At 40.4% G+C, this 19015-nt stretch carries 18 protein-coding genes; 8 read left to right on the top strand and 10 right to left on the bottom strand.

Annotation, left to right across the window (positions count from 1 at the left end; all coding sequences use genetic code 11):
• Nucleotide 1: 1 nt before the first annotated feature.
• Entirely contained in the window at nucleotides 2–1030 is a 1029-nt protein-coding gene (gene hrcA, locus H8R91_RS07755) for a heat-inducible transcriptional repressor HrcA (RefSeq protein ID WP_186935516.1), read from the bottom strand.
• A 281-nt stretch (nucleotides 1031–1311) separates the two neighbouring features.
• On the opposite strand from hrcA, the gene H8R91_RS07760 reads away from it, so the two are divergent.
• From H8R91_RS07760 to H8R91_RS07790, 7 genes are all read left to right on the top strand, one after another.
• Nucleotides 1312–2334, top strand: a complete 1023-nt coding sequence (locus H8R91_RS07760) for a sugar-transfer associated ATP-grasp domain-containing protein (RefSeq protein ID WP_186935517.1) — start codon at nucleotides 1312–1314, stop codon at nucleotides 2332–2334.
• Between the two features lie 35 nt (nucleotides 2335–2369).
• Entirely contained in the window at nucleotides 2370–2636 is a 267-nt protein-coding gene (locus H8R91_RS07765) for a hypothetical protein (protein WP_022234066.1), read from the top strand.
• Between the two features lie 224 nt (nucleotides 2637–2860).
• Nucleotides 2861–3583 carry an ABC transporter ATP-binding protein gene (locus tag H8R91_RS07770; RefSeq protein ID WP_186935518.1) on the top strand — a complete coding sequence of 241 codons (723 nt, stop codon included), beginning with the start codon at nucleotides 2861–2863 and terminating at the stop codon, nucleotides 3581–3583.
• The gene (locus H8R91_RS07775; RefSeq protein WP_022234064.1) at nucleotides 3576–5267 is read left to right on the top strand and encodes a hypothetical protein; all 1692 of its coding nucleotides are present in this window, start codon (nucleotides 3576–3578) and stop codon (nucleotides 5265–5267) included. Before H8R91_RS07770 ends, H8R91_RS07775 begins: the two co-directional genes overlap by 8 nt.
• 47 nt (nucleotides 5268–5314) lie before the next feature.
• Nucleotides 5315–6760 carry a nicotinate phosphoribosyltransferase gene (locus tag H8R91_RS07780; RefSeq protein WP_186935519.1) on the top strand — a complete coding sequence of 482 codons (1446 nt, stop codon included), beginning with the start codon at nucleotides 5315–5317 and terminating at the stop codon, nucleotides 6758–6760.
• Nucleotides 6761–6776: 16 nt separating this feature from the next.
• Nucleotides 6777–7526 (top strand): CAP domain-containing protein, encoded by a 750-nt coding sequence (locus tag H8R91_RS07785; protein ID WP_186935520.1) that lies wholly within the window; start codon nucleotides 6777–6779, stop codon nucleotides 7524–7526.
• A gap of 274 nt (nucleotides 7527–7800) precedes the next feature.
• Nucleotides 7801–8220, top strand: a complete 420-nt coding sequence (locus H8R91_RS07790; protein ID WP_186935521.1) for a potassium channel family protein — start codon at nucleotides 7801–7803, stop codon at nucleotides 8218–8220.
• 567 nt (nucleotides 8221–8787) lie between these two features.
• Here the strand turns inward: H8R91_RS07790 and H8R91_RS07795 are convergent.
• Together H8R91_RS07795 and H8R91_RS07800 are read right to left on the bottom strand one after the other, a co-directional pair.
• Nucleotides 8788–9714 (bottom strand): bifunctional riboflavin kinase/FAD synthetase, encoded by a 927-nt coding sequence (locus H8R91_RS07795; protein ID WP_186935522.1) that lies wholly within the window; start codon nucleotides 9712–9714, stop codon nucleotides 8788–8790.
• Between the two features lie 37 nt (nucleotides 9715–9751).
• Nucleotides 9752–10297, bottom strand: coding sequence for an NUDIX domain-containing protein (locus H8R91_RS07800; RefSeq protein WP_022233944.1), 546 nt, complete (start codon nucleotides 10295–10297; stop codon nucleotides 9752–9754).
• Between the two features lie 54 nt (nucleotides 10298–10351).
• On the opposite strand from H8R91_RS07800, the gene H8R91_RS07805 reads away from it, so the two are divergent.
• Nucleotides 10352–11245 (top strand): M14 family metallopeptidase, encoded by an 894-nt coding sequence (locus tag H8R91_RS07805; RefSeq protein ID WP_186935523.1) that lies wholly within the window; start codon nucleotides 10352–10354, stop codon nucleotides 11243–11245.
• Between the two features lie 286 nt (nucleotides 11246–11531).
• Here the strand turns inward: H8R91_RS07805 and asnB are convergent, their stop codons facing one another.
• The 7 genes from asnB to panD all read right to left on the bottom strand — a co-directional run bounded on the left by asnB (nucleotide 11532) and on the right by panD (nucleotide 18998).
• Nucleotides 11532–14000, bottom strand: coding sequence for an asparagine synthase (glutamine-hydrolyzing) (asnB, locus tag H8R91_RS07810; RefSeq protein ID WP_186935524.1), 2469 nt, complete (start codon nucleotides 13998–14000; stop codon nucleotides 11532–11534).
• Nucleotides 14001–14321: 321 nt separating this feature from the next.
• Entirely contained in the window at nucleotides 14322–14738 is a 417-nt protein-coding gene (locus H8R91_RS07815; RefSeq protein WP_186935525.1) for a hypothetical protein, read from the bottom strand.
• Between the two features lie 79 nt (nucleotides 14739–14817).
• Entirely contained in the window at nucleotides 14818–15675 is an 858-nt protein-coding gene (locus H8R91_RS07820; RefSeq protein WP_186935526.1) for an NAD(P)H-hydrate epimerase, read from the bottom strand.
• Between the two features lie 22 nt (nucleotides 15676–15697).
• The gene (locus H8R91_RS07825) at nucleotides 15698–16393 is read right to left on the bottom strand and encodes a hypothetical protein (RefSeq protein WP_186935527.1); all 696 of its coding nucleotides are present in this window, start codon (nucleotides 16391–16393) and stop codon (nucleotides 15698–15700) included.
• 12 nt (nucleotides 16394–16405) lie between these two features.
• Nucleotides 16406–17374, bottom strand: coding sequence for a biotin--[acetyl-CoA-carboxylase] ligase (locus H8R91_RS07830; RefSeq protein WP_186935528.1), 969 nt, complete (start codon nucleotides 17372–17374; stop codon nucleotides 16406–16408).
• Nucleotides 17375–17410: 36 nt separating this feature from the next.
• On the bottom strand, nucleotides 17411–18601 hold the full coding sequence (gene coaBC / locus H8R91_RS07835; RefSeq protein ID WP_186935529.1) for a bifunctional phosphopantothenoylcysteine decarboxylase/phosphopantothenate--cysteine ligase CoaBC: 1191 nt from the start codon (nucleotides 18599–18601) through the stop codon (nucleotides 17411–17413).
• Between the two features lies 1 nt (nucleotide 18602).
• A complete protein-coding gene (panD, locus tag H8R91_RS07840) occupies nucleotides 18603–18998 on the bottom strand; it encodes an aspartate 1-decarboxylase (protein ID WP_186935530.1) in 396 nt (131 codons plus the stop codon).
• Nucleotides 18999–19015: the final 17 nt, after the last annotated feature.

Here is a 19015-nt window from a genome sequence, read left to right on the forward strand (position 1 = left end):
ATTAATGCTCTATAAGCTCGCTTATTATTTTACTTACACATTCGCTTATACATTCTATAATCGAAATCACTCTGCCGTAATCCGTTCGTATCGGAGCTATTACGGCAAGCGTACCGGACGGTGTATCTTTTACGCTGTAGCTTGAAGAAATTACCGAGCTGTACGCAAGTTCTATACGGCTGTTTTCTGTACCTATACTTACCGAAGTACCTATCGGCAGGCTTGTAAGAACACCTGCAAGATCTCCTTTTCTTGAAAGAAGTTCAATTACATTTCTTGCCGCAAGAAAATTTACATTCTGCATAAACAACGGCTTTGTCTGACCGCTCAAAAAGATTCCGACTTCGTTTGCCTTGTCTGCCGCATCTTTTATCGCCGTAAGCACACTTGGCATAAAGAGCGATAACTCGCCAAATCTTGCCGCTGCCGTCTGTATAAACGGACGATTTATCGAAGAAAGCCTTACTCCGTCAAACAATTCGTTAAGCGCTTTGTCAAACACTTCAAGGATTTCGGGAGTGATTATAAATTCGCATCTGAAAAGCTGATTTTTTATAATGCCGTTTGAGGCAATTACAACAGTCATTGCCGTGTGCGAACCCGTCTGCACAAAGCTGATTTTGTGAATCCTGCTTTCTGCGGAATTCGGTGTTGTGGCAACTGCGGTAAGTCCTGTCAGCTCCGAAAGAAGATCTGCCGCCGATTTTAAAATATTTTCGGGTGATTCGGCATTTCTGTAAAGTTTATCCTCCACAAGTTCTCTGCCCCGCTGTGACACCGCCACAATCTTCATAAGATTGTCAACATAGTATCTGTAGCCCTGCTGAGTAGGTATTCTGCCTGCCGATGTATGCGGCTGAACAAGATAACCCTTTTGTGTGAGGTCTGCCATATCATTTCTTACCGTAGCCGATGAAACTTTTAAATCCGTTTCGTCTATCAGAGTTTTTGAACCTACAGGCTCACCTGTCTTTATAAAGTTTTCAACAACAGCCGAAAGAATTTTTTGCTTTCTTTCCGCAAGCTCCATAGGTATCACCTCTCTGCCTGCGTTTTTTGTTGTTTTAGCACTCTCTGTGTGTGAGTGCTAACTCTTATGCTTATACTATAATCTTAAAGTCAGCAAAAGTCAAGAGTTTTATCAGAAAAATTTTACTTTTCAAAAACTTTTCACAAATCCGTCACCATTATTGACATTTCAGCGCAAAATATACTATAATGGAAGTTATATTGACAAATACACCCTTAACTACACAAAATGGCTTAAATTAGCCGTAATTTTGATACAACTAAGATACAAAAGAGGTTATTATGAGAATCGGTTACTTTTTCAGAGTTTGCTCCGGCGCAACATTCAGCAAACTTTCCGGCGCAATAAATACCGTTCACACAAAATCCGGCAAAAACAAAGCCGGCATTTTCTTTGATATGGTAGGTTGCTTTTTTAAATACAGAGCGGGATATAATGACTATGTTCTGTTTGAATACTACAATATGACTGCAGACCAACGCAAAACGTATATGACACGCTTTAAAAACAAGCGTTTTATGTTAATGCAGAACGATCTTACAAGTGCCGAAATATTTAACGATAAAAGATTATTTGATACCAGATTTGCAAAATATCTTGGCAGACGGGTACTTGTAATTGAGGAAAAAATTACTTTGGAGCAATTCAGCGAATTTATTAAGCCTTGGGATGTTTTCATTGCAAAGCCTGCTTTCGGCGAATGCGGCAAAGGCATTGAAAGACTTGTTAAAGCGGACTTTAAGAGTGACGAAGAATTTTATAATTATGTTTTTGACAAAGAAAACGAATTCGGTGTACTTGAAGAGGCAATAAAACAACACCCCGATGTTTCAAAAATTTATCCTCACTCAATTAACTGCTTAAGAATTGCCACACTTGTGGTAGACGGCAAGCCGAATATTTTGTATGCGGTGTTTAAAACAGGAAATAACGGTAAATTTGTAGATAATCTTGAAAACGGCGGTTTTGCCTGTCACTTTGACCTCGATACAGGTACGGTAACAGGGCCGGGACATACTTCCGATATGGAAATTGCATACGAACACCCGTATTCGGGAATAAAATTTAAAGGTTTTAAAATTCCTTACTGCGAAGAGGTCAAGGAGCTTGTTAAAAAGGCGGCACTGGAAGAACCCGAATTCAAATATTGCGGTTGGGATGTATGCATTTCGGAGAACGGACCTGCGATTATCGAGGGCAATGACTATGCGGCATATGACTTTCCGCAGTTACCCGACGAAGATACTCCAAAGGTCGGATTAATTTCAATTATAAAGCAGTATATTCCCGACCTTAAACTTTAAATCATTAATACATTAGATTTATAGGAGATCAACAAATGGAAACCATAAAATCCTTTTACTTTATATTATGGGCAATAATCGCTCTGTATATGTTCGTATCGGCAAAAAAGCTCGGTTCTTTGTGCTACATCATCGGGGGGTTTTTCAGCTTTATGACTGTATGGTACGCTATGAACAGTTTTTCGGGAATTGCAATGTTTGACGGTGTGCTAGGCATTGTGTTTAAATGTGTAGTAGGTGCTTTCCTGCTCGGCTTTGTACTGATTTATGTAATCGGTAAACTAAAAAAGAATAAGAAATAAAATTTTAAATCAATTACAGGCTTAAAAGCATAACCCCTCCGGCAACGCTGTTAATATGCGTTGTCGGAGGGGTTATTGTTGTTATCAAACTTTGCATATACAAAAAGCTTTTCAAAATATGTCGCATCAGAACAAATTTTAAAAACAATGTAAAAATAATTGACAGCGACTATATCTGATTTTATAATATTTATATAAATACATTCATACAAAGGACTGATATTATGATAAATTTCAATAATGTTACAAAGGTATTTAACAACACTTTAAAAGCAGTAGACGATCTGTCTTTTACTGTAAATAAAGGCGAAATTGTAGGATTTATCGGGCCGAACGGTTCGGGCAAAACCACCACAATCAAAATGCTTACAGGTATTCTCTCAAGTGACAGCGGTGAAATAAGCATCAACGGTCACGACATAAAAAAAGAACCGCTTGAGGCAAAGAAAAGTATCGGTTACATTGCCGACAGTCCCGATATGTTCTTAAGGCTCAAAGGAATTGAGTTCCTCAATTTCATCGGTGACATCTACAAAGTTCCGTCAGATGTGCGCAAAAAGAGATTTACCGAAGTTTGCGACAGATTCGGACTTACCGACAGCTTAAACGCACCTATGCTAAGCTACTCGCACGGTATGCGTCAGAAAATTATGGTTGCCGCCGCACTTGTGCACAATCCCGATGTATGGATTCTTGACGAACCGCTCATCGGTCTTGACCCTAAGAGTGCTTTTGAACTGAAAGCTATGATGCGTGAACACGCAGATGCGGGTAACTGCGTATTTTTCTCCACCCACATACTTGAAGTTGCCGAAAAACTCTGCGACAAGGTTATCATAATAAAAAAGGGCAAATCGCTTTATGACGGCACTCTCGATAATCTTTGTAGTCAGAACACAGGCAAATCACTTGAACAAATCTTTTTGGAGCTGACTGAAAATGAGTAATTTTTTTAATTTATTAAAAACCTTTATAAAAACAACCGAGCTAACCTCCGCAGAAAAAAAGCGTTCCAAACATTTTTATACAATTATGGGTACGGCGGTTGTGCTTCTTATTATGATACCGGCAGGTGCGCTTGTCGGAATAATCACCTATGCCCTAACACTCGGCGTAATGACATACGGCGGAGCAACACAGGGTGCGGAAGTAATTTTACATATTATTTCTATCCTTTCCGTAGTATTCGGAATTAATGTAATTATCAATATATTTTATTTTTCAAACGATATTGAAAATCTCATTCCTCTTCCATTAAAGCCGAGAGAAATCGTAAGCGCAAAGTTTGCTTATTCCCTGCTTTCGGAAAACATAATGGAATTTATCCTTATTCTCGGCGCTTGCGTAGGCTTTATGTCGGCAAAGGGATTTTCGCTTACAGGTGTTATAACTTCAATAATCGGCATACTTACCGTTCCCATTATTCCTCTTGCTTACTGCGGAATTATTGCCGTTATATTTATGTACTTTACCCACTCGGTAAAAAATCGTGATTTCCTCAATAAAATTACAGGTATCGGCACTGCCGTGCTTATAGTCGGCGCATTGGTTGCTCTCGTAAGCATCAGCGGATTTAATCCCGACGCAATCGTTACTTCGCTTGCAAGCGCAGACAACGGATTTTTAAATGTTATGAACTTTATTTTTCCGCACATTCCGCTTATGATGGATTCTATCTCAAGCGAATCCGTATATCAACTGCTTTTATACTTGCTTGCAAATGTAATTTTCGTTGCAGTCTTCCTTTTCCTTGCGTCAAAAATGTATATCAAAGGTGTGTCGGACATCAATACCACAAAATCCAAACGCAGTAAAAGCATTGCAAGTCAGGCTGTTGAAAAATCAACCCAAAAAGGAGTTTTTGCAAGTTATCTGAAAAAAGAATTTCTTATCCTTTTCAGAACTCCGCCTTTCTTTATGGACTGCATAGCCATTAACCTTTTGTGGCCTGTTTTTATGGCTGTTATTATGATTTTGCAGGGCAGTACAAACTTTTTGTCGGGCACACTTACACCGTACCTTGCTGGAGATCAAAAAAGTATTACTGTAATTACCGTAGCGGCTGTTGTAATTTCCGCCCTTGTCACGGCAATTAACAGTATCGCTTCTTCCGCAATTTCAAGAGAGGGCAAGCACTTCCAATTTATGCGCTATATTCCCGTTACATTAAGAGTTCAACTGAATGCAAAAGCACTTACAAGTATAATCATCAGCGGCTCTGTTATGGTGCTCTATGTAATTGCATTTAATATTTACTGCGCAATTCTCGCAGACAGCTTTAACCCGTTTGTATTTATCGTAATTCCGCTTATACATATTCTTTTAAGCCTTATCTGCGTTGTTTTTGTAACCTACCTCGGTATATTCTTGGACACAATAAACCCTAAACTTGTATGGGACGATGAAATCAACGCTTTGCGAGGTAACTACAATACCGTAATCAATGCAGCCATAATTATAGCAATTACCGCCGCTATTTGTGCAATTTCTCTTGTATTGCTATGGATTTTTGGTGTTGAACCTGTTATAATTAACCTTGGACTTGTTATTGTTATGTGTGTGCTTGCGGTTTTTGCACAAAGGCTTTGCCTTAGCAAGGGTGTAAAAAATCTTGAACAAACCGAAAGCTGATAGGTTCTAAACATAATGCAAATCAAATTTTATTAAGGTGATTTATAATGACAGAAACTAACTATTCCATGCTCTGCGATTTTTACGAGCTTACAATGTCAAACGGCTATTTTAAAAACGGCTTTTATAAAAAGACTGTTTACTTCGACCTTTTCTTTCGCAAAGTGCCCGACAACGGCGGTTTTGCCATTGCGGCAGGTCTTGAGCAGGTAATTGACTACATCAAAAATCTCCACTTCTCCGAAACCGATATTGAATATCTTAGAGAAAAAGGAATTTTTGACGAAGAATTTTTAAAATATCTTTCAAATTTCAAATTCACAGGTGATATTTACGCTATTCCCGAGGGAACTCCTATCTTCCCTAACGAACCGATTATTACGGTAAAAGCTCCTGCCATAGAGGCACAGCTTATCGAAACATTTTTACTTCTTACAATCAATCATCAGACTCTCATTGCAACAAAGGCAAACAGAATTGTTCGTGCCGCACAGGGCAGAACGGTTCTTGAGTTTGGTTCTCGCCGTGCACAGGGCGCAACAGGTGCCGTTGACGGTGCAAGAGCCGCATACATAGGCGGTTGTGCCGGTACAGCCTGCACACTTACAGACGCACTTTACGGCGTACCCGCAGGCGGCACAATGGCTCATTCCTGGATTCAGATGTTCGACAACGAATATACAGCATTCCGCACCTACTGCGAGCTTTATCCTGAGAACCCGACGCTTCTTGTCGATACTTACAACACGCTTAAAAGCGGCGTTCCGAACGCAATAAGAGTATTTAAAGAAGTGCTTGTTCCAAAGGGCATTAACAAATTTGCAATTCGTCTTGATTCGGGCGATATTTCTTACCTTTCTAAAAAAGCGAGAAAAATGCTTGACGAGGCAGGACTTGAAAACTGCAAAATTGTTGCGTCAAACTCACTCGACGAGTACCTTATCCGTGACCTTATGATGCAGGGTGCACAGGTCGATGTTTTCGGAGTTGGCGAAAGACTTATAACTTCGTCAAGTTCGCCTGTATTCGGCGGTGTATATAAACTTGTTGCCGTTGAAGAACCCACAAGCGGCGAAATTATCCCGAAAATCAAAGTCAGCGAGAACACAACAAAAATCACAAATCCTCATTTCAAAAAACTTTACCGTTATTATGACAACGAGAGCGGCAAGGCTCTTGCCGACGAACTTTGCGTGTATGACGAAGTAATAGATTTCTCAAAACCACACACCATTTTCGACCAGAATGCAACATGGAAAGCAAAAACTCTCACAGACTTTACCGCAAAAGAATTACTTGTACCGATATTTAAGGACGGCGAGTGCGTGTATGAATCGCCAAAGATTGAAGATATTGCAAAATACTGCAAAGACCAAATCGGACTTCTTTGGGACGAGGTAAAGCGATTTGAGAACCCGCACAACTACTATGTTGACCTCTCGAAAAAGCTTTGGGACATCAAAAACATTCTTTTAAATATCTATCAGAGTTAAAATCACAGGAGTTCATATGAAAAATTTAAAACAAATTATCGCCGTAACACTTACCGTCACAGCAGTAGCGGCAACTGCAATTGTTTCGGCATCAGCACTTGATACGCAAAAATACGACTTAAACGATGACGGCAGATTTGATGTGCAGGATGTTACATACTTGCAGATAAAAATAGCAGGTGACGGAGAACTGACAGACAATCAGAAAAAAATTGCCGACTATAACAATGACGGCAAAATTGATGTTCAGGATGTAACCTCGGCTCAAATGCTCATTTCGGGAGGAGAAACTCCGACACAGCCTGCAACACAGCCGACCACTGTACAACCGACTTCACAACCGCAGCCGACCACACAGCCGAGCGGATCTGCAAGCTATAATAAAGAATTTGCTGATAAGGTAATTGAACTTGTAAATGCGGCACGGGCAAAAGAGGGACTTTCTCCCCTCACAAAAGACACAACTCTTACAAGCCTTTCAAACATTCGTTCAAAAGAAACAGCAACTCTGTTTTCACACCAGCGCCCTGACGGCACAAGCTGGTCTATGATTTTAAAGCAGAATAATGTTTCGTACACTTCGGCAGCCGAAAACATTGCCGCAGGACAGAACACACCCGAAGCTGTAGTAAAAGAATGGATGAATTCTCCGTCGCACAGAGCAAACATAATGAACAGCAAATATAACAAAATCGGTGTTTCGTGTTATGTTGACCAAAATGCTCCGTACAGATATTATTGGGAACAGTTGTTTATTAAAGGCTAACGCAAACTCCTATAGCTAACCGGCTTGCTGTTTGGTAGCTTAAACACAATAGCGAAAACCTTTCAATTATGAAAACAAACAAGAAAATAGGCTTTTTAACACCGTCAACACTTTGCGCTGACGGTGTTTTCTTTGCATAATAATTTTTCACCTGTTTTGTGAAAATCGATGCAAAAACTCTGACAAAAAATTCGACTGTTTAATTTTGCTAAAAATATTGACTGTTATACGCAGAATTGATATAATTTTGTTATAAAAGGCAGGCGGTGAAGATATGAAAAAAACTCGGCTGATAAAAATTATACTTAAACGGACAGGAGCACTTAAGTTTTTGACAACATACATAATAATATTTGCAGGTGTAAGCATTGGTATATGGATAGTTGAGCCGAACATAAAAACTCCGATTGACAGTGTATGGTACTGTTTCAGCGTAGCCACGACCATAGGTTTTGGCGACATAACCGCTGTTACGATACTCGGCAGGGCAATGTCGATTTTCCTGTCGATATGTTCCATACTGATAATAGCGGTAGTACCGGGAATTATTACAAGCTATTATATTGAGAGTACAAAGCTAAAGGAAAAGGAAAGTATAGCAAAATTTCTTGACGACCTCGAACATCTGCCTGAACTTTCAAAAGAGGATTTACAAAGCCTTTCGGTAAAGGTAAAAAAGTTTAATAGGAAGTAATATTAAATCATTTTAAAATTTTCGTTCCGATTTAGTCTAAGCTATTTGCTAAATTATTGTTTAGCAAATTGATTTGCCAATCAATTATAAAAGTTTGGTCGACCTTTTCAAAGGTCGTGGGTGTGGGCAAAGCCCACAAATACTTTCCGTTTATGCAGTCTGACGATAGCCAAACAGCTCGCTGTTTGGCGGCTTGAACACAACGGCGTTAGCCTTTAAAAATGCGATAGCAACAAGAAAAGAAATTCGTTATTTCATTAATAAAATATATTTTTTTAATGGCTGTCGCCTGTTTTAACAAACTTAGTTTTAGCACGCAAACAGCGTGGCTGTTTGCGCCCGAAGAATTGTAATATCGGAAGATTTTATGGGCGCTACCCAAACCCGCAATTTTTGAAAAAATTGAGTAAACTTTTTTATTTTTGGGAGAATAATTTAGCGTTAGCTAAATTTCAATGCCCGACCGACAATTTGCCAAACCGTAATTTATTATTGTTACCCCAACATTTAAACAGAACCATAAACATAAAAGCCTGACAACATTCAAATCTGTTGTCAGGCTGATTATTATAAATTATTAATTTCAGAAAACATTTTCTCGGCTGTCTTTGCATTGTCAAAGATAGCTTTTTTCAATTCATTAAGCGAAGAAAATTTCTTTTCGCCTCTTATAAAATCTATAAGCCGCACATCTACCGTCTTGCCGTACAACTCTTCTCCACTGTAGTCGGGCATCCAGGTTTCACAAAGCGGGGCAAAATTGCCTACTGTCGGTTTTACTCCTATATTTGTAACGCCGCAGAATTTTCTGCCGTCATCAAGAGTAACGCACGATGCATACACGCCAAACTTCGGCACAACAAGTTCTTCGTGCAAAGACTGATTAAGAGTCGGTGTTCCGAGTTCTCTGCCCAAGTGCTGACCGTGTACAACCTCTCCGCCGAATCCGAAATATGAACCTAAAAGTTCGTTTGCCCTGCGCACATTTCCGTCCTTAATAAGTTCACGGATAAGCGTTGACGAAACTACTCCCTCTTTTTCTTCAACAGGCGGCAAAACCTGCAGTTCAATTCCGTTTTCCTTGCAAATTTCGGCGAGCAACTCGGTATTTCCCTCGCCGTTTTTACCGAAAGTGTAATTAAAACCGCAGCAAAGTTTTTTTGCTTTTAGAGTTTTTATTAACATATCTTCCACAAATTTTCGTGGTGCAATATCCACCACCGACTTAAAGTCGCACATATACAGGTGCTGTATTCCGATTTCTGACAGCACTGTTTTTTTATCTTCAACGCTCATCAACGCCTCTTGCGGTTGATTTTTAAGCACACTTTTCGGGCTTTGTGCAAAGGTAAAGCAAATAGGCACAAGTCCGTTTTCACTGCCCCTGACCGCCTCGCCGATAACCTTGCGGTGACCGATGTGCAAGCCATCAAAAAAGCCGAGTGCCGCTGATGTATTTTGTTTTTCGGGTAATAATTCAAAAAAAGTTTGCATATATTTATTCATACCTTAATTGCAGAGCATCTGCAAGTTAAATTTTTCCGCTTTTAAGCAACATTGCTGTTTTCAGCACGGCTACTTGAGTTTTTGCGTCCGGCAACTGATTGTTGAGCACCATTTCAACCGCCTTGTCGAGCGGAATTTTCTCGACATCCAAAAATTCGCCCTCGTCAGGCTTGCTTTCACCCTCGCTCTTTATTCTGCATACATAAAGATGAATTATCTCGTTGGTGTAGCCGGGTGACGGATATAGCTGACCGAGTGAAGTATAAGAATATCCCTGTGCGCCTGTTTCTTCAAGCAATTCACGCTTGCCGTTTTCAAGCGGAGTTGAGCCTTTTTCGAGCTTGCCTGCAGGAAGCTCAAGCACAACCTCTTTGTACGGATAACGAAATTGTCTTACAAAAAGCAGGTTGTTGTCGTTGTCAAGGGCGGCTACGGTAACTCCGCCGGGGTGATTTACAACTTCCCTTTTAGACTTTTTACCGTCCTCAAGTTCAACATCGTCAAGGGTAATATGCAAAATTCTGCCGTCAAAAACAGAAGTGCTGTTTATGGTTTTTTCAAAAAGTTTCATACCTATACCTCATTTGAATTTTAATTTAAGGAAAAAAACAGAAAGGAAATTTTTATGACAGACTACAATGTAATGCCCGACTACCAGACCAGAAGAAAAATTATTAACGACATCTGCGAAAAATACAGTTTTGTTCATCATTCATTCGCAGGCAAAAGCGTATGCGGCAGATGTATTGATGTTTTGCACATCGGCAACACAAAAAACTGCGTGCTTTACTGCGCAGGCTTTCACGGTTCCGAATATCTTACCGTTACGGCGGTTCTCAAATTTTTTGAACAATGTGCCGATGCAATGGAAAACGATTCCGTTGTCGGTCGCTATAAAATACGAGATTTTCTCCGTGAAAAAGGACTTACGATTGTGCCTTGCGTAAATCCCGACGGAGTTGAAATCGCAATTCACGGCTCCGATGCCGCTCTCAAATACAAAGCTCTTGTGGAAAAAGCCTCTAAAGAAAACAAAGTCTGGCAGGCAAACGCAAGGGGTGTGGACATTAACCACAACTTCAACGCAGGTTGGAACGAGCTTAAAAACCGTGAACTGAGTATGAACATAAAAGCTCCGTCCGCCACCCGTTTCGGCGGCAACGCTCCCGAAAGCGAGCCCGAAACCAAGGCGCTCACAAACCTGTGCAAACGCAACAACTTTGACCGTGCCATTGCTTTTCACAGTCAGGGCAGAGAGATTTACTGCTCGTTCGGCAAGCACACTCCCGTTATGAGTTTTCGACTTGCGTCCGTACTCTCCCAAGCAAGCGGTTACAATATCTCCGTACCCGAGGATATTGCGACAGGCGGCGGCTTTAAAGATTGGTTTATTGAAAAATTCCGCCGTCCGGCTCTCACCATAGAAATGGGAAAAGGCAAAAACCCCTTGCCGCTCTCCGATTTTGAACCCGAATACAAAATTATGCTGAATATGCTCTGCCTCGGAGTTATTGTATAATTTTTCTGTTTTTGAGTTTTTATGTCAGTAAGTTAATCAGAATTCAGCAGAGAGTTTTGCAAAAATTATAAAAGTTCGGTCAAACTTTTCAAAGGCTTGACCTGAATTCTAAAATCTTTTAATCTTAACCGTGCGCTAAACAATAATTCACTCCGCCTTTTGATAAAAAAAAGCCGACTTACTAATCCTAATTTTCCAACTGAAAAATATTTTATTCTGTGGTTATAATCATCTGCCCGACAACCGCTTAGTGGTGTCGGGCAGTTATATTTTATACGGTTTTTAATCAGTCCTCGTCATCAAAGAACTTAATTGACTTTACGATTTCGTCAATCGCCTCGTCTGAAATTACATTCGGTTCATCAAGATATTTTGAGCGCTTTTCAATGCCCTCAATAGCCATTTCAAGCTCCTCCTGCGGAGTGCTCGGTTTCTTTGGCTCTTCATAAACCTCTTTGTCCTCCGGATTTGAAATATTTACATATTCCTCTTCCTTTGGTGTTTCTTCAACCTGTGCAGGCTCTTGCTCCTGCGGTTCATCTTCTATTACAGGCTCGTCCTCGAATTTTTCTTCCTCGGACTTTACCTCTTCTGCAGGCTCTTCATTTTCAGCCTTAACTTCTTCGGCTTTAACCTCTTGCGGCTGATTTTCCGTCTTAACTTCTTCAACGGCATCTTCTTTAACAGGTTCTGCCTCGTTTTCGGCTTTTTCCGCCTTTACGGGTTCTTTTTCCGCTGTCTGCGCCTTTTCAGCCTTTTGTGCCGATTTATCTATGCCAAAGTTTGGTGCGTCATAATCTTTGTCAAGCTTTTCAGCCTCCGTCATAATAGCCTCGCCAAACTCGTTAAGCTTTTTTTCCTGTCTTGCCTCGGCAATTGCTCTTAATTCGTCAAGGTGATTTACAGGCTTTTCTACCTTTTCGTTGTCCTCGTTAAAGTAAATATCATACCATACAAGGAATACATAGATTGTCCATACCTTACGGCTGTTATCCTCTTTGTTGCTGAAATGCTCGTCAAGCCAACGAATAAGAATATCTGTATTAAAGAATTTCTCGGCAGTTTTGCCCTTAAACTTTTTCTTTACAACATTATAATACTTCTCATCTCTGAGCCATACTCTTGTAGGAACAGGGAAACCGAGTTTTTCTTTTTCGGCTGTAGCCTCCGGCATATGGCGAACGGCAGCCTTACGCATAGCGTACTTAGTATTGTGACGGTTGCAACGAAGCTTTGTAGGAAGGGTGGACGCAACCTTGAATACTTCTTTATCAAGGAACGGAACTCTAAGCTCAAGAGAGTTTGCCATACTCATTCTGTCGGCTTTTAAAAGAATATCGCCTACCATCCACATATTGATGTCAAGATACTGCATCTTTGTAACATCGTCATATCTGCGGCAACGATAGTAATATTTCTTTGCATAATCCTGCGGACGGCTTGCAATGTTAGGGTCTTTTAAAAGTTCTCTCTTTTCTGCATAATCATACATAAAGGCATTACCGATATAGCGCTCCTCAAGCGGGTCTGTCGCTCTGATAAGGTAATCTCTGCCCTTGATGTCAGGGAGTTTTTTACATACGGCTCTGATTGCTTTTCTGATACAATGCGGAACGATTGTCTGATAAATTTTAAATACTCTCGGCTCATTGTAGCAAGTATAGCCGCCGAACAATTCGTCTGCGCCCTCACCCGAAAGTACAACCTTTACATACTCGCTTGCAAGTCTTGATACAAAGTAAAGCGCAATACAAGACGGGTCGGCAAGCGGTTGGTCCATATGATACTGTACGGTAGGAACTGCGTCCCAGAATTCTTCGCTTGAAATAAGGTGTGTATGATGCTCAACACCGATTTTCTCACTAAGACCCTTTGCCCAGCTGATTTCGTTGTAATGCTCGCCAAAATCAAAACCTACCGTAAAAGTTTTTTGGTCTGCAAAATATGTTGAAACATAGCTTGAGTCAACACCGCTTGAAAGGAAACAACCAACCTCAACATCAGCGATTTTGTGGGCATTTACCGAATTTTCAAATACCTTTTCAATTGAGTTGACTGCCTCTTCTTCGGTAAGCTCTTCATTAGGATTAAAACGAGCCTCCCAATAGCGTGTAGTTTCCACTTCGCCGTCTTTGTACCAAAGGTAGTGACCCGGCATAAGGCAGAATACGCCCTCAAAGAAAGTTTCGGGCGGAACAGCGTACTGATATGAAAGGTAGGTATCAAGTGCTCTCTTGTTAAACCTCTTAACAAACTTAGGGTGCTCAAGAATACTCTTGATTTCACTGGCATATACAAATTCGCCGTCAATCATTGTGTAGTGCATCGGCTTAATGCCAAAGAAATCACGAGCAACAAAAACGGACTTATCCTTTGTATTATAAATAGCAAAGCCGAACATTCCTCTGAGCTTTAAGAGGAGATCCTCTCTCCACTCCTCAAAGCCGTGAATAAGCACTTCGCTGTCGGTGTCTGTATAGAATTTATGTCCCTTTTCAATAAGAACTTTTCTTAACTCTCTGTAGTTATAAATTTCTCCGTTAAAAGTGAGAACAAGTGTTTTATCCTCGTTATAAATCGGCTGATGACCTGCATCAAGGTCAATAATTGAAAGTCGGCGAAAACCCATTGCGATGTGATCGTCCATAAACACACCGTCGGAGTCAGGTCCTCTGTGAGTGATGACATCGGTCATATTTTTAATGACCTTATCTCTGTCGATAACTTCGCCTGTAAAGCCACAAATACCGCACATATATAAAACCCCTTTCGGTAATCTGTCAAAACAAAATTTTGTAATTGCATATATAGATTATTGTATCATAATTAATTGCTAAATTCAACAGTAAGAACTCATATAATACGCTTATTTGCCAAAAAGAAATATAGGAAAATCTATATAAAAACGGTTCTGTTTAAAATGTTTAGTAATATCAATAAATTATGGTTTAACAAATTGATTTGCCAATCAATTATAAAAGTTTGGTAAATCATTTTGCCAAACCATAAATTACCCCAACTTTGACAAAAGCAGTACAAACAAAAAAGCCGCTCTGAACAAGCGGCTTTTTATCGGTTATATTTTCTTATCAAATTCACTTCCGCATTTAGGGCAGTGAACTCTGTGTTTACCTTTTACATTTCGTACTCTAAGCTGTGCCTTGCAGATAGGGCACTTTAAGTAACGGTATTCTTTGCGGTCACGGATTTTTTTATAAGTCAGCTTAAACCAACCTGCAACGGCATTGTAAACAGGCATAAAAGCTCGGTTTTCCGCACTTCTTTTGGAGATATTGCGTGAAAGCGAACGAAACACGGTAATAACAATTATCGCAATTTCAAAGGCGTCAATAATCAGCGTCGGTATCGGTGCAAACACAAAGATATTTACAAACCATAGCACAAGAAACAGCACAAAAAGGCAGTTGTTAAGCTTATCTGTACCGTATCTGCCCTGCATAAAAATTGCAAACTTCTGCATTAAATTTCGCATAACATCAATCCCTTTCAAAAGCTATTTTATCATACGCTTTTATGTTTTGCAATATACAAAAGCCAAAATAAAGGCATTATTAATTTCTTATATAATCGGCGCAGAAATACACATATTTTACATCTGCAATAACCGCCGAATGTTCTGTCTTTACAACAATTGTTTTCTTGTTCTTAACGCTCATCTCTGCTACGATTTCGGTAATGTTGCAGGTTTCGGGAGAATAATTGAACTTCTCCATAAATTCCTCGGTTGTATAAACCTCTGAATTGTAACCCTCAAAAAGCTCAATGTTATCGTAATCTATCAGCTTATATTCATCAAGCAAAAGCTCTATTCCAATGTCGGCATTTGTGAGCGAATCAATATAATACGGTGCGTCATTCAGGAAAAGTCCCGTCTTAAGACTGCCGATAGACACTGTGATGTCTGAATTTACCGCAAGTTCGCCGTAACCTGTGTCGCCGTTAATGCCGCTGTTAATGTCGGCGCTTACAACATACGCAGGAGTCATATTTATTTGGGTGATTGCCTGTGCAATTTCACCCTCAACCTTGCCCGAAAATCCTGTACCGAGCAGGCAGTCCACAACAATGTCGTATCCCTCAAAATTGCCTGCCTCATAAAGTGATATTTCATTAACGCCCAGTGATTTTGCAAGCTGATAATAATAAAGTCCGTCTTTTGAAAAGCCTTCAACAGCTCTCACAATTGTACAATCCATCGAATGTCTTGCAAGAATACACGCAAGCGCATAACCGTCGCCGCCGTTGTTGCCCTTGCCGCATACAACGCAGGTTTTTCCCGCAAACTTCACTTTATCAAAAATGCCCTGTGCCGCTCTCATCATAAGCTCTGCCGAAGGGGTACGCTCCGCAATTGTGCGGGCGTCACTTTCTCTCATATTTTTAACAGATACTACTTTTTCAAAATCCATAGTAATTTCCTTTCGATAAGCGTTATTTACAAATTGCGTCGTATGCCGCCGTAACCGCATCGTCACTTATTGTGCAATGCAATGAATACAAATCGACAGCCGAGAAAATCTCGTCGTACAATTCAAGAATTTTGCTCATTCTGTCTTGTTTTTTGGAAATTAAAGTTGCCTCAAGCAGTTTCGGAAAAACTTTTCCCGCACTTACCTTTTCGGCATAATTTACTCTGTCACGCTCAAGCAGGAACACCGCTCCGAGTGGTGCAGAAATATTTGCTCCGATATTTGACTTGCCCATCCACGGAGTTCCGTAAACATAAAAAGCTCCGCCTTTTTTTCTGATTATCGGTTTGTCATCGTTAATCATCTGCACCCTGCCGCCAAAATGTCTTTGCCAAAGTGCAGTGTGTGTGGATTTTCCCGTTCCGCTCGGCGCAGAAAAGAGATATGCTTTGCCGTCGAACATTAAAGCCGAACTGTGAAAGAAAAGTCCGTCATAGTTGTCAAGAATTTCTCTGCAAACCAAGGTATTGATTATACAGCTTTCGCTAAGGTAATCAATTCCGCCGTCGGCAACCAATCTGTCAATCTCGCTTTGCTCTGCCTCAACACAAAAGTCAGCCGTCTTTTCATCTGTGATATAAGCTGCAAGCTGTTTGCTTGTTTTTTCATATTTTGGGTTTATCTCAATATTAAGGTCGGCTATTTTGTATATCGGCATTTCTTCCTCCAATTAATAGATACCCTGAACCGTTACTTCTCCGGAATTTACTGTGTGCAGAGTACCGTCCTCAAGTTTTACGACCAGCTCGCCGTTATTGTCAATTTTTTCAGCTACTCCGTTCAGCTGCTGTGAATTTCTGAAAAAACTGACATTTCTGCCTATAGTTGCACAGAGCGAAGTGTATTCTTTGAGAGCCTTTTCGGTAAGTCGTAAATCATTAGTCAAAAGCTCTCTTTCAAGATATTCGATAACAACCGCCAAAAAATCGTTGCGGTCGATATGCTTGCCTGTTTCAAGGAATATTGATGTAGCTTTGTGCGCAATTTCCTGCGGAAACTGCGTATGCTCAACATTTATGCCTATACCCGTAATCGTGTATTCAACCGCAGAAAATTCAGCACTTAGTTCGGTAAGTATGCCCACAAGTTTTTTATGTCCGGTGATAATATCGTTAGGCCACTTGATTTTGCAGTCAATGCCTGTATAATCCCTTATTGCTTTGCACACCGCAAGACCCGCAAGCGGAGTGATGCCTGTAATTTCATTGGGCGCAAGGTCGGGGCGAAGCAGAAAAGAAAATGCAATTCCGTCATCTTTCTTTGTCTGCCATACTCTGCCGAGTCTGCCCTTGCCTTTTGTCTGTTCTCTTGCCGCAACCAAAGTTCCGCTTTCGCAGCCCTCTGCACCGAGAGTTTTTAAATAATCGTTTGTAGATGTTACCGAATCCAGAACAATAAGATTTTTACCGATAAGATTTGTATTCAGATGTGATTTTACCGCATATGTGTTGAGATGCTCCGGATACGCAACCAGCTTGTAGCCTTTGCGTGTAATCGAGTCAAAAACATATCCCTGTGATTTGAGAGTGTTTATGGCTTTCCATACGGCCTGACGGGAAACTCCGAGCTGTGTCGAAAGCTCTTGTCCGGAAATATAATCTTCTGTTTGAGAGAGAAGTTCAACTATTTTCTCATGCATAAAAATCATCCAATCTGAAAATCTTATTTTAAATTATTATTTATTAATTTCTGTGATTCTGTCAAGGATTTTGTCCGCAACCTCTGTTTTGGACATTATACCAAGTTCTGTTATATTCGTTTTGTCTATAATGGTAACAACATTCGTGTCCCCCTGAAAGCCTGCACCTTCAACCTTTAAGTTGTTGCAAACTATCATATCAAGGTTTTTATTTTCAAGTTTTTTTCTTGAATTTTCGGTCATATTTTTGGTTTCCATCGAAAATCCGCAAATAAATCTATTCTTTTTATTTTTTCCGAGTTCTTTTAATATGTCTTTTGTCGGTTCAAGCTCTATGCTGTCCATTCCGTCTGCTTTTTTCAGCTTATCGTCTGCAATCCGCTTTGGTCTGAAATCAGCTACCGCCGCTGCCTTTATAACAATATCGGTATTTTCAAATTCCGCAGTGACCGCATTGTACATATCTTCTGCAGTGGTTATATATATCATTTTTACAAAAGGAACAGGCGGTAAATTCACCTTGCCCGACACAAGAGTAACCTCCGCACCTCTAAGCATGGCCTGTCTTGCAACGGCATAACCCATTTTGCCCGAAGAATGATTTGTAATATAGCGAACAGGGTCGATACTCTCTTGAGTAGGGCCTGCGGTAACAAGCACCATTTTTCCTTTGAAATCCTGTTTATCCGACAATGCTCTTTCAAGATAGTCGAGCAACACCTGCTCATCGGGCATTTTACCCTTACCGATTGTACCGCAGGCAAGTCTGCCCTCGGCAGGCGGAACTATAATATATCCGAATCGTTCAAGTTTTGCAAGATTGTCTTGAACAATTGGATTTTCGTACATATTTGTATTCATGGCAGGCGAAATAATAACAGGGCACTTGCATGCCATAACAGTGGTAGTAAGCATATCGTCTGCAATTCCGTTTGCTATTTTGCCGATAACATTTGCGGATGCAGGCGCAATTATAAATGCGTCAGCACTTACAGCAAGAGAAATATGCGCAACATTATACTGAACATTTCTGTCAAAAGTATCAATAATGCATTTGTGCTTTGTAAGCTCCTCAAAGGTTAGAGGATTAATAAAATTTGTCGCATTTTCAGTCATAAGCACATTGACATTACAACCTTTTTTAACAAGTGCGCTTGCAACATTTGCCGATTTGTAAGCGGCAATACTGCTTGTCACACCAAGAATTATGTTCTTGCCTTTAAACATTTCAGTCCTCCATATCCTTTAAAAGACCGTGTTTTTCGTATGATGTAATTCTTGTAATGCGGTTGTCGTCGTCGACAAACACAACCTTTGGCTTGTGCTCTAAAGCCTTTGTATTGTCAATTTGAGCATAGCTCATAATAATTACCTTGTCGCCCTTTTGCACACATCTTGCCGCTGCGCCGTTAAGACAGATAACACCCGAGCCTTCCTCGCCTGCAATAACATAGGTTTCAAAACGCTGACCGTTGTTTACATCGGCAATCTGTACTTTTTCGTACTCTATTATGCCCGACGCTTTCATTAATGCCTCGTCAATGGTGATTGAGCCTACATAATCAAGCTCTGCCTGAGTAACAGTTGCACGGTGAATTTTACTTTTAAGCATTGTAACTGTCATAACTCTCTCCCTTTCTG

This window comes from Ruminococcus intestinalis (assembly GCF_014288065.1).
Classification (GTDB): domain Bacteria; phylum Bacillota; class Clostridia; order Oscillospirales; family Acutalibacteraceae; genus Ruminococcoides; species Ruminococcoides intestinale_A.

Coding starts and splice junctions, on each gene's coding strand:
- hrcA (WP_186935516.1), bottom strand. CDS start 1,030: ATGGAGCTTGCGGAAAGAAAGCAAAAAATTCTTTCGGCTGTTGTTGAA.
- H8R91_RS07760 (WP_186935517.1), top strand. CDS start 1,312: ATGAGAATCGGTTACTTTTTCAGAGTTTGCTCCGGCGCAACATTCAGC.
- H8R91_RS07765 (WP_022234066.1), top strand. CDS start 2,370: ATGGAAACCATAAAATCCTTTTACTTTATATTATGGGCAATAATCGCT.
- H8R91_RS07770 (WP_186935518.1), top strand. CDS start 2,861: ATGATAAATTTCAATAATGTTACAAAGGTATTTAACAACACTTTAAAA.
- H8R91_RS07775 (WP_022234064.1), top strand. CDS start 3,576: ATGAGTAATTTTTTTAATTTATTAAAAACCTTTATAAAAACAACCGAG.
- H8R91_RS07780 (WP_186935519.1), top strand. CDS start 5,315: ATGACAGAAACTAACTATTCCATGCTCTGCGATTTTTACGAGCTTACA.
- H8R91_RS07785 (WP_186935520.1), top strand. CDS start 6,777: ATGAAAAATTTAAAACAAATTATCGCCGTAACACTTACCGTCACAGCA.
- H8R91_RS07790 (WP_186935521.1), top strand. CDS start 7,801: ATGAAAAAAACTCGGCTGATAAAAATTATACTTAAACGGACAGGAGCA.
- H8R91_RS07795 (WP_186935522.1), bottom strand. CDS start 9,714: ATGCAAACTTTTTTTGAATTATTACCCGAAAAACAAAATACATCAGCG.
- H8R91_RS07800 (WP_022233944.1), bottom strand. CDS start 10,297: ATGAAACTTTTTGAAAAAACCATAAACAGCACTTCTGTTTTTGACGGC.
- H8R91_RS07805 (WP_186935523.1), top strand. CDS start 10,352: ATGACAGACTACAATGTAATGCCCGACTACCAGACCAGAAGAAAAATT.
- asnB (WP_186935524.1), bottom strand. CDS start 14,000: ATGTGCGGTATTTGTGGCTTTACAGGCGAAGTTATCGACAGAGATAAG.
- H8R91_RS07815 (WP_186935525.1), bottom strand. CDS start 14,738: ATGCGAAATTTAATGCAGAAGTTTGCAATTTTTATGCAGGGCAGATAC.
- H8R91_RS07820 (WP_186935526.1), bottom strand. CDS start 15,675: ATGGATTTTGAAAAAGTAGTATCTGTTAAAAATATGAGAGAAAGTGAC.
- H8R91_RS07825 (WP_186935527.1), bottom strand. CDS start 16,393: ATGCCGATATACAAAATAGCCGACCTTAATATTGAGATAAACCCAAAA.
- H8R91_RS07830 (WP_186935528.1), bottom strand. CDS start 17,374: ATGCATGAGAAAATAGTTGAACTTCTCTCTCAAACAGAAGATTATATT.
- coaBC (WP_186935529.1), bottom strand. CDS start 18,601: ATGTTTAAAGGCAAGAACATAATTCTTGGTGTGACAAGCAGTATTGCC.
- panD (WP_186935530.1), bottom strand. CDS start 18,998: ATGACAGTTACAATGCTTAAAAGTAAAATTCACCGTGCAACTGTTACT.